Origin of the sequence: Collinsella sp. AF14-35 (genome assembly GCF_003464565.1) — a bacterium.
Classification (GTDB): domain Bacteria; phylum Actinomycetota; class Coriobacteriia; order Coriobacteriales; family Coriobacteriaceae; genus Collinsella.
This window is the reverse complement of the sequence record NZ_QRZD01000001.1, coordinates 54,499-69,608: the sequence shown is the minus strand read 5'-3', so window position 1 is coordinate 69,608 and position 15,110 is coordinate 54,499. Positions and strand designations below refer to the sequence as shown.

22 protein-coding genes are annotated in these 15,110 nt (G+C 58.8%); 21 read left to right on the top strand and 1 reads right to left on the bottom strand.

The features are described 5' to 3' along the window. Positions 1 to 179 precede the first annotated feature (179 nt). From rplE to DWW12_RS00235, 21 genes are all read left to right on the top strand, one after another. The gene (gene rplE / locus DWW12_RS00335; protein ID WP_006235260.1) at positions 180 to 737 is read left to right on the top strand and encodes a 50S ribosomal protein L5; all 558 of its coding nucleotides are present in this window, start codon (positions 180 to 182) and stop codon (positions 735 to 737) included. 79 nt (positions 738 to 816) lie between these two features. Next, positions 817 to 1,002: a type Z 30S ribosomal protein S14 gene (locus DWW12_RS00330; RefSeq protein ID WP_022094280.1), complete on the top strand. Its 186-nt coding sequence runs from the start codon at positions 817 to 819 to the stop codon at positions 1,000 to 1,002. 119 nt (positions 1,003 to 1,121) lie between these two features. Then, a complete protein-coding gene (gene rpsH, locus DWW12_RS00325; protein WP_006235262.1) occupies positions 1,122 to 1,520 on the top strand; it encodes a 30S ribosomal protein S8 in 399 nt (132 codons plus the stop codon). 33 nt (positions 1,521 to 1,553) lie between these two features. Beyond that, positions 1,554 to 2,090, top strand: coding sequence for a 50S ribosomal protein L6 (gene rplF, locus DWW12_RS00320; RefSeq protein WP_117564182.1), 537 nt, complete (start codon positions 1,554 to 1,556; stop codon positions 2,088 to 2,090). Positions 2,091 to 2,165: 75 nt separating this feature from the next. Beyond that, positions 2,166 to 2,534, top strand: coding sequence for a 50S ribosomal protein L18 (rplR, locus tag DWW12_RS00315; protein WP_006235264.1), 369 nt, complete (start codon positions 2,166 to 2,168; stop codon positions 2,532 to 2,534). Positions 2,535 to 2,548: 14 nt separating this feature from the next. Further along, the gene (rpsE, locus tag DWW12_RS00310; RefSeq protein ID WP_055252236.1) at positions 2,549 to 3,073 is read left to right on the top strand and encodes a 30S ribosomal protein S5; all 525 of its coding nucleotides are present in this window, start codon (positions 2,549 to 2,551) and stop codon (positions 3,071 to 3,073) included. Positions 3,074 to 3,075: 2 nt separating this feature from the next. Next, entirely contained in the window at positions 3,076 to 3,258 is a 183-nt protein-coding gene (rpmD, locus tag DWW12_RS00305) for a 50S ribosomal protein L30 (RefSeq protein WP_006235266.1), read from the top strand. Positions 3,259 to 3,261: 3 nt separating this feature from the next. Beyond that, positions 3,262 to 3,711, top strand: coding sequence for a 50S ribosomal protein L15 (gene rplO, locus DWW12_RS00300; RefSeq protein WP_117854456.1), 450 nt, complete (start codon positions 3,262 to 3,264; stop codon positions 3,709 to 3,711). Continuing rightward, positions 3,705 to 4,991, top strand: coding sequence for a preprotein translocase subunit SecY (gene secY, locus DWW12_RS00295; protein ID WP_035137447.1), 1,287 nt, complete (start codon positions 3,705 to 3,707; stop codon positions 4,989 to 4,991). The genes rplO and secY overlap by 7 nt, the downstream gene beginning before the upstream one ends. 18 nt (positions 4,992 to 5,009) lie before the next feature. Continuing rightward, complete coding sequence (locus DWW12_RS00290) at positions 5,010 to 5,636, top strand: adenylate kinase (protein WP_006235269.1); 627 nt, start codon at positions 5,010 to 5,012, stop codon at positions 5,634 to 5,636. Further along, on the top strand, positions 5,633 to 6,421 hold the full coding sequence (map, locus tag DWW12_RS00285; protein WP_117854455.1) for a type I methionyl aminopeptidase: 789 nt from the start codon (positions 5,633 to 5,635) through the stop codon (positions 6,419 to 6,421). Before DWW12_RS00290 ends, map begins: the two co-directional genes overlap by 4 nt. A 104-nt stretch (positions 6,422 to 6,525) precedes the next feature. Next, positions 6,526 to 6,744: a translation initiation factor IF-1 gene (infA, locus tag DWW12_RS00280; protein ID WP_035137443.1), complete on the top strand. Its 219-nt coding sequence runs from the start codon at positions 6,526 to 6,528 to the stop codon at positions 6,742 to 6,744. A 150-nt stretch (positions 6,745 to 6,894) separates the two neighbouring features. Beyond that, a complete protein-coding gene (rpmJ, locus tag DWW12_RS00275) occupies positions 6,895 to 7,008 on the top strand; it encodes a 50S ribosomal protein L36 (RefSeq protein WP_006363204.1) in 114 nt (37 codons plus the stop codon). A gap of 14 nt (positions 7,009 to 7,022) precedes the next feature. After that, the gene (gene rpsM / locus DWW12_RS00270) at positions 7,023 to 7,397 is read left to right on the top strand and encodes a 30S ribosomal protein S13 (RefSeq protein WP_022094275.1); all 375 of its coding nucleotides are present in this window, start codon (positions 7,023 to 7,025) and stop codon (positions 7,395 to 7,397) included. A gap of 14 nt (positions 7,398 to 7,411) precedes the next feature. Continuing rightward, positions 7,412 to 7,816 carry a 30S ribosomal protein S11 gene (gene rpsK, locus DWW12_RS00265; RefSeq protein ID WP_006235274.1) on the top strand — a complete coding sequence of 135 codons (405 nt, stop codon included), beginning with the start codon at positions 7,412 to 7,414 and terminating at the stop codon, positions 7,814 to 7,816. A gap of 19 nt (positions 7,817 to 7,835) precedes the next feature. Beyond that, positions 7,836 to 8,432 (top strand): 30S ribosomal protein S4, encoded by a 597-nt coding sequence (rpsD, locus tag DWW12_RS00260; RefSeq protein ID WP_006235275.1) that lies wholly within the window; start codon positions 7,836 to 7,838, stop codon positions 8,430 to 8,432. A gap of 32 nt (positions 8,433 to 8,464) precedes the next feature. Beyond that, positions 8,465 to 9,406, top strand: a complete 942-nt coding sequence (locus tag DWW12_RS00255; protein ID WP_117854453.1) for a DNA-directed RNA polymerase subunit alpha — start codon at positions 8,465 to 8,467, stop codon at positions 9,404 to 9,406. 30 nt (positions 9,407 to 9,436) lie between these two features. Further along, positions 9,437 to 9,904 (top strand): 50S ribosomal protein L17, encoded by a 468-nt coding sequence (gene rplQ, locus DWW12_RS00250; RefSeq protein ID WP_006235277.1) that lies wholly within the window; start codon positions 9,437 to 9,439, stop codon positions 9,902 to 9,904. Positions 9,905 to 9,997: 93 nt separating this feature from the next. Then, positions 9,998 to 10,822: a tRNA pseudouridine(38-40) synthase TruA gene (gene truA, locus DWW12_RS00245; protein WP_117854451.1), complete on the top strand. Its 825-nt coding sequence runs from the start codon at positions 9,998 to 10,000 to the stop codon at positions 10,820 to 10,822. Positions 10,823 to 10,982: 160 nt separating this feature from the next. Next, on the top strand, positions 10,983 to 12,023 hold the full coding sequence (locus tag DWW12_RS00240) for a glycosyltransferase (RefSeq protein WP_199570606.1): 1,041 nt from the start codon (positions 10,983 to 10,985) through the stop codon (positions 12,021 to 12,023). 132 nt (positions 12,024 to 12,155) lie between these two features. Further along, on the top strand, positions 12,156 to 12,593 hold the full coding sequence (locus tag DWW12_RS00235; protein WP_006235280.1) for an arginine repressor: 438 nt from the start codon (positions 12,156 to 12,158) through the stop codon (positions 12,591 to 12,593). A gap of 184 nt (positions 12,594 to 12,777) precedes the next feature. On the opposite strand, the gene DWW12_RS00230 is transcribed toward DWW12_RS00235, so the two are convergent. Further along, complete coding sequence (locus DWW12_RS00230; RefSeq protein ID WP_117854450.1) at positions 12,778 to 14,994, bottom strand: transglycosylase domain-containing protein; 2,217 nt, start codon at positions 14,992 to 14,994, stop codon at positions 12,778 to 12,780. Positions 14,995 to 15,110: the final 116 nt, after the last annotated feature.

Genomic DNA, 15,110 nt, shown 5'->3' with positions numbered 1-15,110 from the left:
GACGAGGTTTTTCTGGAAATACGCACCCAATGCGCGTATAGTACCGATTGTTTTGTCGGCTCCTGCTGCGTCGAGTCCAAACCGCGAAATGCCATGAGCGGCGCGGATGCAGCCAGGAGGCACGAGGACAACCCATCGTGGCCACGCCCCGTGCTTAAAACCCCAAGAAGGAGTGAACAATGGCAGAAGAGAAGTATGTGCCGCGTCTGAAGACCAAGTACAACAACGAGGTCAAGCAGCAGCTTCAGGACAAGTTCCAGTACGAGAACGTCATGATGATCCCCAAGTTTGAGAAGATCGTCGTGAACATGGGTGTCGGCGAGGCCGCTACCGATTCCAAGGCCATCGACGGTGCCGTGCGCGACCTGCGCGCCATCACCGGCCAGCAGCCGATGATCACCCGTGCCCGCAAGTCCATCGCTACCTTCCGCCTGCGCGCTGGTATGCCGATCGGCTGCAAGGTTACCCTGCGTGGCGACCGTATGTGGGAGTTCTTCGATCGTCTGACCTCCGTCGCGATTCCCCGTATCCGCGACTTCCGCGGCATCTCCGCCAAGAGCTTCGACGGCCGTGGTAACTTCTCCATGGGCGTCACCGAGCAGCTCATCTTCCCCGAGATCGACTTCGACTCCGTCGATCACCAGCGTGGTATGGACATCACTTTCGTGACCACCGCCAATACCGATGAGGAGGCCAAGGCCCTTCTGGACGCCTTCGGTTTCCCGTTCAAGAAATAGGTTCACCTGCCCTATGAGCGCCGTTCCCAGAAGGGGGCGGCGCTTGGGGCGAACAATACTCTATGTGAGGAGGATATAAGTGGCTAAGACATCGATGATCGTCAAGTGCAATCGCAAGCAGAAGTTCTCTACTCGTGAGTACACGCGCTGCCAGCGCTGCGGCCGTCCGCACTCTGTGTACCGCAAGTTCGGCCTGTGCCGTGTCTGCTTCCGCGAGCTTGCACTCAAGGGCGAGCTTCCCGGCGTTAAGAAGGCCAGCTGGTAAGTCACTACCAGCGTTTCAAGCATCCGTTTGGAACAGGGAAAACGCGCTAGTTAGGCTTTGCCGTTAAGGGCGGCGAAGAACCAAGAGCACGTGTTCATCAAGAACGAAGGAGAATCTGTATGAACCTTACAGACCCGATCGCAGATATGCTTACGCGCATCCGTAACGCTAACTCTGTGAACAAGGCCACGGTCTCCATGCCGAGCAGCAAGAAGCTCGTCGAGATCGCTCGTGTTCTGCACGAGGAGGGCTACATCGAGGGCTACGATGTCGAGGACACCGTTCCCCAGAAGACTCTGCACATCACGCTTAAGTATGGTCCCAAGAAGGCTAAGGTCATCAACGGCATCCGCCGCATTTCCAAGCCGGGCCTGCGTAAGTACACCGGCGTTGCCGACATGCCCCGCGTCCGCGGTGGCCTTGGTACCGCCATTATTTCCACCAGCCATGGCGTTATGACCGACCGCGATGCTCGCAAGCACAACGTCGGCGGCGAGATCATCGCTTACGTCTGGTAATTCGCTCGGTAGGTAGAAGGAAAGGAGATCACCGTGTCTCGTATCGGTAATAAGCCTGTCCAGATTCCCGCCGGAGTCGAAGTGGCAGTCAACGGCAACAACGTTGTCGTCAAGGGCCCCAAGGGCCAGCTCGAGCTCGATGTCTTTGAGAAGCTCGCTATCAACATCGAGGACAACGTCCTCACCGTTTCCCGTCCCGACGACGAGCGTGAGACCCGTGCCCGCCACGGCCTCACCCGTGCCCTCATCCACAACATGGTTGTTGGCGTTTCCGAGGGCTTCGAGAAGAAGCTCGAGCTCGCCGGCGTCGGTTACCGCGTGCAGCAGAAGGGCAAGAACCTCGAGTTCTCCCTGGGCTTCTCGCACCCCGTGATCGTCGAGGCTCCCGAGGGCATCACCTTCGAGGTTCCCGACAACACCCACGTGAACGTCAAGGGTATCAACAAGCAGCAGGTCGGTCAGATCGCCGCTGAGATCCGCGGCCATCGTCCTCCCGAGCCTTACAAGGGCAAGGGTATCCACTACGTTGGCGAGCACATCCGCCGCAAGCTGGGTAAGGCCGCCAAGTAGTCGTAACCGACTCACTCGCATAAGACCAGCACCCCGTCAGGTGCTGGCAAGATCAACCTTTTTAGGAGTTTACGTATGAACAAGCATAAGGCGAAGCTGGAAGGCCTCAAGCGTCGTCAGCGTCGTGTTCGCGGCAAGGTCTCGGGTACCTCCGAGCGTCCGCGTCTTCGCGTGACCCGTACTAACGCCAACATCTATGCCCAGATCATCGACGACAGCAAGGGCTCCAGCCTGACGCTCGTCTCTGCCTCGACCCTCGAGGCCGAGTTCAAGGGCACCCACACCTCGAACAAGGAGGCTGCGGAGAAGGTCGGTCAGCTCGTTGGCAAGCGTGCCATCGAGGCCGGCATCACCAAGGTCGCCTTCGATCGCGGTGGCCGTATCTACCATGGCCGCGTCAAGGCCCTCGCCGACGGTGCTCGTGCCGCCGGTCTCGAGTTCTAGGAGGTATGTAGCACATGGCTCGTAATCAGAAGCAGCAGCGCGAGGCCTCCGAGTTCGAGGAGCGCGTCGTTTACATCAACCGCGTGTCGAAGACCGTCAAGGGTGGTCGTCGCATGAGCCTCGTCGCTCTCGTCGTCGTTGGCGACGGCAAGGGCAACGTCGGCGTTGGCATGGGCAAGTCCGCTGAGGTGCCCCTGGCCATCTCCAAGGCGTCTCTCGATGCCAAGAAGAACATGTTCCACGTGCCGGTGACCGAGCAGGGCACCATCCCGCACGAGGTTCTCGGCCACTTTGGTGCCGGCCGCATCATCATCAAGCCCGCTGTCGAGGGTACCGGCGTTATCGCCGGCGGCGCTGTGCGTCCCCTCTTCGAGCTTGCTGGCATCAAGAACGTCCTGTCCAAGTCCCTCGGTACCGACAACGGCCTCAACATCATCAAGGCTGCCGTCGAGGGCCTCAAGGAGCTCTCCAGCCCTGAGGACGTCGCGGCTCGCCGTGGCCTGACGGTCTCCGAGATGTTCGTCGGTAAGGAGAACTAAGCATGGCTGACACCATCAAGATCAAGCAGGTCCGCAGCACCAACGGTTGCAAGCAGGACCAGGTCCGTACTGTCCGTGCCCTCGGTCTCCACAGGATCCGCGAGGTTCGCGAGATTGCTGACAACGAGTCCGTCCGCGGCATGATCTTCAAGGTCAAGCACCTTGTCGAGATTGTAGAGGAGTAGCAAATGCAGCTTCACGATCTTACTCCCGCGCCCGGTTCCACCAAGAACCGTAAGCGCGTCGGCCGTGGCAATTCTTCGGGTCACGGCACCACTTCTGGCCGCGGCCAGAAGGGCCAGGGTTCCCGCTCTGGTGGCACCAAGGGTGTCGGCTTCGAGGGTGGCCAGACTCCGCTGGCTATGCGCCTGCCCAAGCTTCCGGGCTTCCGCAACCCCCGTCGTATCGAGTACACCGCTGTTAACGTTGAGCGTCTCGAGCGTAAGTTCGAGGACGGCGCTGTAATCGACGGTGCCGCTCTTAAGGCCGCTCGCATCACCAAGAGCGAGTTCGAGCCCGTCAAGGTGCTCGGCAATGGTGAGCTCACCAAGAAGTTCACGGTCAAGGTCGACAAGGTCAGCGCTTCTGCGCAGGCCAAGATCGAGGCCGCTGGCGGAAAGGTCGAGCTGCCGTGCTAAATGGTCTTAAGAATGCTTTCCGCATCAAAGAATTGCGCGAAAAGATTCTTTTTACCATAGCTATGCTCGTCGTGTACCGCATTGGTGCGCACGTTCCTGTGCCCGGCATTCCCTTCCAGGGGATGCTGGGCCTTTTCTCGACCGATAACAATTCGGTCGCCGCAGGTGCTATGGCCCTCCTGAATCTTTTCTCTGGCGGCGCGTTGAGCTATGTGTCGGTGTTTTCGCTGGGCATCATGCCTTACATCACCAGCTCGATCATCCTCCAGATGCTCCAGGCCGTCGTGCCTTCCCTGCATGAGCTTGCCCGCGAGGGCGAGGTCGGTCAGACCAAGATTACGCAGTATTCGCGTTACCTCACCCTGGCTCTGGCAATCCTCAACTCCGTGGGTTACCTCTTCCTCTTTAAGAGCTTCGGCATCAGCTTCAATGGCGCCGGCGCTCCCGAGATCATCTTCGACCTCATGATCGTCGGTACGCTCACCGCAGGCGCTATGCTGATCATGTGGATTGGTGAGCTCATCACCCAGCGCGGTATCGGCAATGGCATGTCGCTGATCATCTTTGCGAACATCATGGCCGGCCTTCCGCAGGCTATCTTCTCCAGCACCGAGGGTAATGCCGGTGGCATCATCACCATGGTGATCATCTGCGCCATCATCCTGCTGGTTATCCCGCTGATTGTTTTCCTTGAGCGCGGCCAGCGCCGCATCCCGGTCTCCTATGCCAAGCGCGTCGTGGGCCGTCGCATGATGGGTGGCCAGACCACCTACCTGCCCATCAAGGTCAACACCGCGGGCGTCGTGCCGATCATCTTTGCCTCGGCGCTGCTGTACTTCCCGGCTCAGATTGCCGTGTTCTTCCCCGGCATCGGCTGGATTCAGGCAGTTGCCTCTGCGCTTTCGACCGGTTGGCTCAACTGGGTGCTTAACGTTGTCCTCATCGTGTTCTTCGCGTACTTCTACACCTCCATGGTGTTCAACCCCGATGACACGGCCGACAACCTTAAGAAGCAGGGTGGCTTTATTCCGGGCGTCCGTCCGGGTAGGGCTACCGCGGCCTACATCAAGAACGCGCTCAACAAGATCACGCTTCCCAGCGCTGTCTTTTTGGCGCTCATCGCCATCGTGCCTTCGATCATCTTCTCCTTCACGGGTAACCATCTGATCCAGGCATTTGGCGGCACGTCCATCCTCATCATGGTCGGCGTCGTGCTCGACACGGTCGATAAGCTCGAAGGCCAGATCAAGATGTATGATTACGATGGATTCTTTAAATAGGCTAGAGGAGGATTGCTCATGAACCTCGTATTGCTCGGAGCTCCGGGTGCCGGTAAGGGCACCGTCGCACAGGAGCTCGTCGCCGAGTTTGGCGTCGCTCACATTTCCACGGGCGACCTGCTGCGTGCTGCCGTCAAGGGTGGCACCGAGCTTGGTATTCAGGCTAAGAAGTACATGGACGCTGGCGAGCTCGTTCCCGACCAGCTCGTGATCGACCTTGTCAAGGAGCGCCTTGCTGCCGATGACGCCCAGCAGGGCTTCATCCTCGACGGCTTCCCGCGCAACACCGCCCAGGCTGTGACGCTCGATTCTGAGCTCTCCGCTATGGGTCGCGAGATCGACTGCGCCCTTCTGGTCGACGTGGCCCCCGAGGTCATTATCGATCGTCTGTCTTCGCGTCGCACCTGCCGCGCCTGCGGTTACACCGGCACCGCTGCCGATGCCACCTGCCCCAAGTGCGGCGGCGAGATGTATCAGCGCGACGACGACAAGCCCGAGACCATCAAGAACCGTCTCGACGTCTACGAGAAGTCCACGAGCCCGCTCGTCGACTACTATCGTGGCCAGGGTCTGCTCAAGTCGGTCAACGGTGACCAGGCTCGCGAGACCGTGTACGGGGATGTCAAAGAGGCTCTCGGTCTATGATCAAGATTAAGTCTGCAACGCAAATCGAGCAGATGAAGAAGGCAGGAGCGCTATCTAAGATGGCGCTCCGCCACGTTGGAGCCATGGTTCGTCCCGGCGTTTCCACCTTTGAGCTTGATCAGCTCGCGGAGCAGATTATCCGCATGCATGGCGGCACCCCGGCCTTTAAGGGTTACGGCGGGTTCCCGGGAACCATTTGCGCATCGATCAACGATGCTGTGGTCCACGGTATTCCCAACCCCGACATGATCCTGCGCGATGGCGATATCATTTCCATCGATACGGGAGCCGTTGTCGACGGTTGGGTTGGCGATAACGCTTGGACGTTTTTCGTCGGTAATCCCACGCCCGAGGCCAAGGCCCTGTGCGAGGTTACGCGCGATTGCCTTAAGGCTGCCATCGAGCAGGCTGTCCCCGGTAACCATATCGGGGATGTTGGTTATGCCGTTCAGTCTCTCGCCGAGTCTCACGGCTATGGCGTTCTTCGTGACTATGTTGGCCATGGCATTGGCCGCGTGATGCACGAGGACCCCAACGTTCCTAACTATGGAAAGAAGGGGAGGGGCGTTCGCCTCCAGGCCGGCATGGTCATTGCCATCGAGCCGATGGTTACGATGGGTTCCAACCATGTGAGCACGGGCTCCGACGGTTGGATTGTTACGACCAACGACCACCTGCCCGCCGCGCACTACGAGAACACCGTCGCCATTACCAATGACGGTCCGGTGATTCTCACCACGGATGCCCAAGGTGCTTGGTGTTCGCTCCAAGGCGGAGAAATGTAACAAGTTCCACTTAGTTGTGGAGCCATTACGAAGTTATTACGATGCGTGCATACGTGTTGTAAAATACTCAATCGCTGTCGTTTTCTAGAGAAAGATGATTGCTTGTGAAGAAGGAAGACGCAATTGAGCTCGAGGGTACGGTAAAGGAACCGCTGCCCAACGCCATGTTTAAGGTCGAGCTCGAGAACGGTCATTCGGTTCTATGCAACATTTCTGGCAAGATCCGAATGAATTACATCCGTATTCTCCCCGGTGACAGGGTTGTCGTGGAGCTTTCCCCGTACGACCTGACCCGCGGCCGCATCACCTATCGCTACAAATAGCGGCACGCATACACGCACTCCATTTCCGACTGCAGGCTTAGCTCAACCTACGGTCGGATTGTGTGTGAAGACCAGCCATAGTTTTAAACGCCTGCGGCTGGGCGAGTAGATAGTAGGGAAGTAGTTTGAGCGCTACCGAAAGGAAGAACGATGAAGGTACGTCCTTCGGTCAAGAAGATGTGCGATAAGTGCAAAATCATTAGGCGCCATGGCAAGGTCCTCGTCATTTGCGAGAACCCCCGTCATAAGCAGCGTCAGGGTTAAGAGAGGAGACTACGTTGGCCCGTATTAATGGTGTCGACCTCCCGCGTGAGAAGCGCGTTGAGATCGGTCTGACCTACATTTACGGCATCGGCCGCACCACTGCGACGAAGATCTGCGTCGAGTGCAACGTTAACGTGGATACGCGCGTTAAGGACCTCACCGAGGATGAGGTTAACGCCATCCGCGATTATATCGATAAGAACCAGATCATGGTTGAGGGCGACCTCCGCCGTGAGCGCAACCAGAACGTCAAGCGCCTTATGGACATCGGCTGCAACCGCGGCCTTCGTCACCGCAAGGGCCTCCCGGTCCGCGGCCAGCGCACCCACACTAACGCTCGTACCCGCAAGGGCCCGAAGCGTCAGATCGGTGCTAAGAAGAAGAAATAAGGAGCGCTAGATAGATGGCTACTGCTAAGAAGAACGTTCGCGCTGCCCGTCTGAAGCGCGCGGACCGTAAGAACATTTCCGTGGGCCAGGCTCACATTCGTTCTACGTTCAACAACACGATCGTTTCGATCACCGATCCCCAGGGCAACGTCATTTCCTGGAAGTCGGCTGGCCAGGTGGGCTTCAAGGGCTCCCGTAAGTCCACGCCGTTCGCTGCCCAGATGGCTGCCGAGGCTGCTGCCAAGCAGGCCATGGAGCACGGTATGAAGAAGGTTTCCGTCTTCGTCAAGGGCCCCGGCTCCGGTCGTGAGACCGCCATCCGCTCCCTCCAGGCTGCTGGCCTCGAGGTCTCGAGCATCCAGGACAAGACCCCCATTCCGCACAACGGCTGCCGCCCCAAGAAGCGTCGCCGCGTGTAACTGAAAGGATCGTATCAATATGGCAATCGACAGGACTCCTGTTCTTAAGCGCTGCCGTCAGCTCGGGATCGATCCCGCTGAGCTCGGTTACAGCAGCAAGAAGGAATCTATCCGTCAGCCCAAGCGCCGTCGCAAGGAATCTGAGTACGGCATGCAGCTGCGCGAGAAGCAGAAGGTCAAGTTCATCTATGGCGTTCTGGAGAAGCAGTTCCACGGCTACTTCAACAAGGCCCGCAAGATGAACGGTGTCACCGGTGAGAACCTCATGATCATCCTTGAGTCTCGCCTCGACAACGTCGTCTTCCGTCTTGGCTTCGCCCGCACCCGCAAAGAGGCTCGTCAGTCCGTCCGTCACGGTCACTTCACCGTGAACGGCAAGCGCGTGGACATCCCGTCCTACCGCGTCAAGGCCGGCGACGTCGTCGCTGTCGGCGAGAAGTTCCGTGACCTCCTCCCCATCAAGGAGGCCCTGATTTCTTCCGAGCGCTTTGAGGTCCCTGGCTGGCTCGAGGTCGATATCGAGAAGCTGTCTGGTAACGTGCTCGCTCTGCCGACGCGTGAGCAGATCAGCGGTGATATCAACGAGCAGCTCATCGTCGAGCTCTACTCTAAGTAGTCCATCCGGGCTGCTGAGGCTGGAGGTAATACATGTCAGAATTCATTAGGCCTCAGGTTCAGGTCGAAGAGATCAACGAGACGTCTGCTCGTGTCTCCGTCGAGCCGCTCGAGCGTGGCTACGGCGATACGCTGGGTAACTCCCTTCGCCGCGTACTTCTGTCCTCGCTCGAGGGTGCCGCCGTCGAGGCTATTCAGATCGATGGTGCACAGCACGAGTTCATGACCATCCCTAACATGGTCGAGGATGTCACCGACATCGTCCTGAATGTCAAGGGTCTTGTCTTCAGGGCTCTCGGCACGACCGACGAGGCGACCGCCACCCTTTCTGTTGACGGCCCCTGCGAGGTCACCGGTGCGGACTTCTTTATTCCGTCCGAGTTTGAGCTGGTCAACCCCGAGCAGCACATCGCTACGCTCACCGAGGGTGGCCATCTCACCATGAGCATGCGCATCGGCTATGGCCGCGGCTATGTTTCTGGCGAGGCCAACAAGCGCGACAACGATCCCATCGGTGTGATCCATGTCGACTCGCTGTACTCGCCGGTTTCCCGTTGCGCCAAGCTCGTTGAGGCTTGCCGTGTCGGTCAGCACACCGACTACGACCGCCTTGTCCTCGAGATCGAGACCAACGGCTCCATCGCCCCGCGCGACGCCGTGGTCCAGGCTGCCAATATCATCAACCAGCATATGGCCGCCTTTATGAACCTTGCCGAGACCCCCGAGGTCGAGGAGGAGGCTTCGATCTTCGCTCCCGAGGTCACCAACGACAACGCCGAGCTGGACAAGCAGATCGAGGATCTGGACCTTTCCGTCCGTTCCTACAACTGCCTTAAGCGCGCCAGCATTCACTCTGTCCGTCAACTCGTTGAGTTCTCGGAGAACGATCTGCTCAACATCCGTAACTTCGGTGTTAAGTCGATCGAGGAAGTGAAGGACAAGCTTGAGTCCATGGGCCTGAGCCTGAAGGCTTAATGCTTCGCATATTTGAGGAGAAACTAGACCATGCGTCACAACGTTAAGAAGGGCCTGAAGCTCGGCACCGATGCGAGCCACACCAAGGCCATGAAGAAGAGCCTTGCTAAGGCCCTCTTCGAGAACGACCGCATCAAGACCACCGAGACCCGCGCTAAGGCGCTGCGTTCGGTCGTCGATCCGATCATCACTTGGGCCAAGAAGGGCGACCTGCACTCTCGTCGTCTGGCTATCGCCAAGCTCGGCGATAAGCAGCTCGTTGCCGAGATCTTCGACAAGGCTGCCCAGGGCATGTGGCAGGACCGCAACGGCGGTTACACCCGCATCATGAAGCTCGGCAACCGCAAGGGCGACAACGCTCCCATCGTTATCATGGAGCTCGTCACCGAGCCTTGCACGCCTAAGGCCAAGAAGGCTGCTCCGGCCCCCAAGAAGGCCGCTGCTCCCAAGAAGGTCGAGGCCGTCGAGGAGGCTCCTGCTGAGGAGACCGCTGAGTAGACTTTCCGTCTGCATAGGCTATATTCGAGGGGTACGTTCGCGTACCCCTCTTTTTTTTGTCGCGATACCGTTGCTTGTTTGTTGGGAGCGCCCATGACTGCGCCGTCTGATTTCAATTCGATTTCCGAGCTTGACGCCACACTCGTATTTCGTGTGGCCTATGATGGCTCGTCGTATAGCGGATTTGCCGAGCAGCCGGGACAGACGACGGTTGCTGGTGAGCTACGTCGAGCCATCGAGACGCTGCTTCGCCGCCCGATCGATCTGACGTGCGCGGGGCGTACCGATGCCGGCGTGCATGCCGTGGCTCAGTACATCAGCGTGCCCGTTACGGACGCTGAGCTCGCTTGTACGCGCCGTAGGTGGCTGCGGGCCATGGATGCCCTGCTGCCCAAAGATATCGCCATAAACGAGGTCTACAGGGCCCGTAAAGGCTTTTCTGCACGCTTTGACGCGCATTCCCGTACGTATACATACCGTATTGCCGATCGCGATGCGCGCCCCGTGCTGTCCCGCGGTGCCGTGTGGTGGCATCGCTATCCCTTGGATGTTGAGGCTATGTCTTCTGCCTGCCCCGCGCTGCTGGGCGAGCAGGACTTTAAAAGCTTTTGCAAGGTTGCCTCGGCCGTTGGCAAGCCCACGCATCGCTGCGTGATGCGTGCCGAATTTGGCCATGAGGTTGCGTTTGGCGAGGACATCCTGACGTTTACCATCGAGGGCAATGCGTTTCTGCATTCGATGGTCCGTACGATCGTGGGCACGCTTGTCGAGATTGGCATGCATCGCCGTGAACCCGAGTGGATGCGCGAGGTTATCGATGCTTGCGACCGTACCGCTGCGGGCCCCACGGCGCCTGCCTGCGGCCTTACGTTTATGGGCGTGGATTACGATCCCGCCGAGCTTGTCGTGCTCGACTAGGGGGGGCTTGACGTGTCGTGCGTCGACACCTGTCATCTGTGGGCTGCGCGTGTGCAACATCTGTTCTTGGCGTGCAATGCAACCGGTGTCTCATTGCTTTTATTGCCGGGGTGTACCATGAACCACGGTTTGATTCATTGCTGTCGAGAGGACGGATAATTTGGTTCGACGTGGTTCGCATCCGCGACTTTCGGTGATCCTTGTGGTAGAAGGTTCGCCCAGCTATGCGATGCGTGCGCTCGAGAGTATCCAGAACCAAGACCTCTACGATTTGCAGATTGTCGTTGTCTGCCGCGATGCTGCGCCCGGTGTGCGCCATTCGCTTCAAGTTGCTGCCGACAGGGACATCCATATTGATTTGATTGACGTCGAGGACGCGAAGCGCGGCGCTTGTCTTCGTGCCGGTTTTGATGCCTCGCGCGGCTCTCAAATCATCGCCATGAACGCCGATGAGTGGTTTGCTCCGCAGGCCCTTTCCAAGATGGTCGATATCGCGTGCGATACTGCGGCAGACATTGTGCTCCCCTCGGTGTCGCTCGATCGATACGATGCGCATCGCGAGCGTCATTCGCGCGTCTTGGATGCTGCCTCTATTGCCATAGAAGACGAGTCTTCTATGGTGACTGGGCTGCCCCAGTTGATTTTGGGCGGCCTAGTCGCTCAGACCTCTGGCGTGATGTATAGCCGTCCGCTGTTTGAGGCATGCCTGTCGCGCGGCAAGGCGTACCGTACGGTTGAGTTTATGGCTTATGCGCTCTCGCAGGCACGATTCGTGTCCGGCTGCGGCGACGCTTGTTTCCACGCGGCGGCACCTAAGCTTACAGATGCCTTTGATCCCACCATGTATGCCAGGATATCCGATGACACTCGAGCGCTCGACGAGCTTGCGGACTCACTCTCGGAAGCAGATAGCGGTGGTCGGCTCAAGCTGGCAAGCCAAAAGTTCTACTTTGCCGGACTGGTCGCCTGCATCGAGAATTTGTGTCTGAGCCCGCATGGGGTGTCGTCAATCGAGCGTTCCGCCCGCATGCGTGATATGCTCGAGGCGCCTCGAACCCGTCAGATGGTCGCCGCGCTCAAGGATAACCATCGGGGACTCGGTCTGTTGTTTGGGCCGATCGCCAGCGCCAAGCCCGCGCGCTGCGTGATGTGTACGCATCTGGCAGCTTTTCTTAACCGGACGGGCGCAAAAACCGCCTAAACGGCTCATTACGAAACAAACTTGCATAGAATTGTTTCGAAATGCGTTCTTATACACAAAAGCCTTCAAATAGCGTTAAACTATTCAATCACTGATTGATTGTCTCCGCCATCTTTTGGAGAGAGGGTTTGTATGGCTAAAAAACGCAATGGGCGCCAGGATGCCATTAGAGATATTGTGCGCAATAAGGATGTCCGCACGCAGCGCGTGCTGGTCGATGAGCTCCGTGCTATGGGCTTTGATTGCACGCAGGCGACTGTCTCTCGCGATATTGCCGATATGGGGCTGCGTAAGCTCCCTGAGGGCATCTATGTTCTGGCAGAGGACCTGCACCTGCAGCGTATGGTTTCCGAGCTCGTAACGGGCGTTCTGCGTACTGATAATCTGGTTATGATCAAGGCTCAGCCTGGCACGGCTTCCGGCATCGCCGCCGCCGTTGATGCGGCAGAGTTACCCGATGTGCTTGGCTCGCTTGCCGGCAACGATACGATTTTGGTTATTGCCCAGACGGCCGAGGACGGCGAGCGTCTCGAGGCGCTGATCAATAAGTTGAGCAATTCTCGCAAGTAGGTGTGCGGGTCGTGCGCTCGGCATTGTGTGCGCTGACATAGTGGCTTGTAAGGGGCATCGACGTTGGTCGGTACCCCTTTTTGTTTGCCGGTATAAAGACCGCCCACCAGGTCGCTTCAAACTAAAAGGCCCCGAGCAGTTCAATAAGCTGCTCGGGGCCTTGTTGGCTTTAGTCGCGTACTTCTTAGCCGACCGTATCGTCAGGCGTGGGCGAGGGGTCGGGAGTGGGCGTAGGCGTAGGCGTAGGCGTAGGCGTAGGCGTAGGCGTGCCGCCATCGCCGCCGGTTGAACCACCAGTGGGGCCACCCGTCGAGCCACCGGTCGTACCGGTGCCGCCGGTGGTGTCGCCGCCCGTGGTCTCGGTGGTCGTGGTCGTCGTGGTAGTCGTTGTGGTGGTTTCCTCTTCCTCTTCGTCCTTGTCCTTGTCGTCGTTCTCCGACTTCTTGGTGTTGTTGGTGCCGTAGAACTTCCAGACGCTGTTGTTCTTGTAGGTGGGCGCCGTTCCGGTCGCAAACTCCTCGCGCTCGGTACCGGTCAGAACGGTGTTCATAAACCGCTTAAAGACAGGCAGGTTGGTGCTGTCGCCCAGCAGGTCCGTGCCGTACTTTTGGATGGGGATCTCGCCCGCGGAATAGCCGGTCCACAGGGCGCACGCCAGCTGCGGGGTATAGCCGCAGAACCACAGGTTGGTGGTGTTGTCGGTGGTGCCCGTCTTGCCGGCATAGGGCTGGTTGACACTCAGAGCGCCGGCAGCACCCGTACCGCTGCCCTTCATGACGCCGGACAGAACATCGGTGACCGCGGCGGCCTCGCCCTCGGTAAGCACCTGTGAGGGATTGTCGGTGTGCTGGTACAGCACCGAACCGGTACGAGAGTCAATCTCGGTGATGGCGATCGGCTGGCGATAGTAGCCGCCGTTGGCAAACGTCGCGTAGGCGGCGGCCATCTCGAGCGGCGAGATCGAGCCGGTGCCGAGCGTCATGACGGGAACGTCCTCGATGTTGTCCTTGGCGGGGTCGATGCCGAGCTTTTTGACGAGCGAGATGATCTTGCTGTTACCGACGGCTTCCGCCACCTGGATGTAGCCGGTGTTGGAGGAGTATGCCGTCGCCTGCTTAAGCGTGATGTTGCCATAGCTCTGGTTGGCGTAATTTTGGACCTCGGTCGTGGTGCCCTTGGCCCTGAGCGGCGAGTTGCAGTTGAGGGTGACGTTGGGGTTCATGCCGTTTTGGATGGCAGTTGCCAGCGTAAAGGCCTTAAAGGTGGAGCCGACGGGACGCTTGGCCGTGGCATGGTTTACGTGGTTCTCGTCGGCGTTGTAGTCGTAGCCGCCCACCATGCACTTGATGTAGCCGGTCTTGGGGTCGACGACGACCATGCCCATGTCCAGGCCGTCAAGCGAGAGCGTGTCGAGCTGCTCGCGGACGGCATTCTCTGCCACCTGCTGCATCGTGGGGTCGATGGTGGTCTTGACGGTCAGGCCGCCCTTAAAGAGCACGTCGGTCGAGAACTCCTGCTCCAGTAGCTGCTTGACGTAGGAGACAAAGTAGGGCTGCGAGTATACGTCGACGCCGCTGCCCGAGATTTCGGTCACGTTGAGGGTGATGGGCTCGGCCTGTGCGGCATCGTGCTCCTCCTGGGTGATGTGGCCCAGGCGCAGCATGTTGTCGAGAACCTTGTTGCGGCGAGACAGTGCCAGATCGGGGTTGACCGTGGGGTCGTACTGCGAAGGCGAGTTGGGAAGGCCGATGAGCAGCGCGGCCTCGCTGAGGGTGAGGTCGGCGGCGCTCTTGGACAGATAGGTCTCGGCTGCGGCCTCGATGCCGTAAGCGCCGTGGCCGTAATAGATGGTGTTGAGGTACATCATGAGGATCTCGTCTTTGGAGTACATGTCCTCCATCTTGATGGCGATGTAGGCCTCGCGCACCTTACGCTCAATGGTCGAGTCGAACTGCTCCTCCTGCAGGATGGTGTTGCGCACAAGCTGCTGGGTGATAGTCGAGGCGCCTTCGTGCCCGCCACCGAGGGTTGCCACCGCAGCACGCGCGATACCCCACAGGTCGATACCGCCGTGCTCGTAGAAGCGCTCGTCCTCGACGTCAACGGTGCCCTGCAGCACGTAGGGGGAGACCTCGTCCTTGGTGATAGACTTGCGGTTTTGCGTGTAGAATTTCGCGATCTTGTTGCCGTTGCAGTCGACGATCTCGGTGGGCTCGCTCACCAGATACGCGTTGGCGTCGGTGTAGTCGGGCAGATCGGACAGCCAGCGGTTGACGTTGCCGACCATGCCGATGCCAAATGCCACGCCCGCAATCAGCAGAAAGCCCAAAAACGAGAGCAGGATTATGGGCAGAGCATGCGTCTTTGAACGGCTGCGTCCCTGTCGTTGGCGAGGACCCATATATTGACCTCCAGGTATGTCGTGCCAGACGGTGGATGTGCCGTCGGGGCAGGATGGACATAAGTTATTACACGATAAACCAAACGGGGCGCGCGAGGCCTCGTGTATGCTGGAAG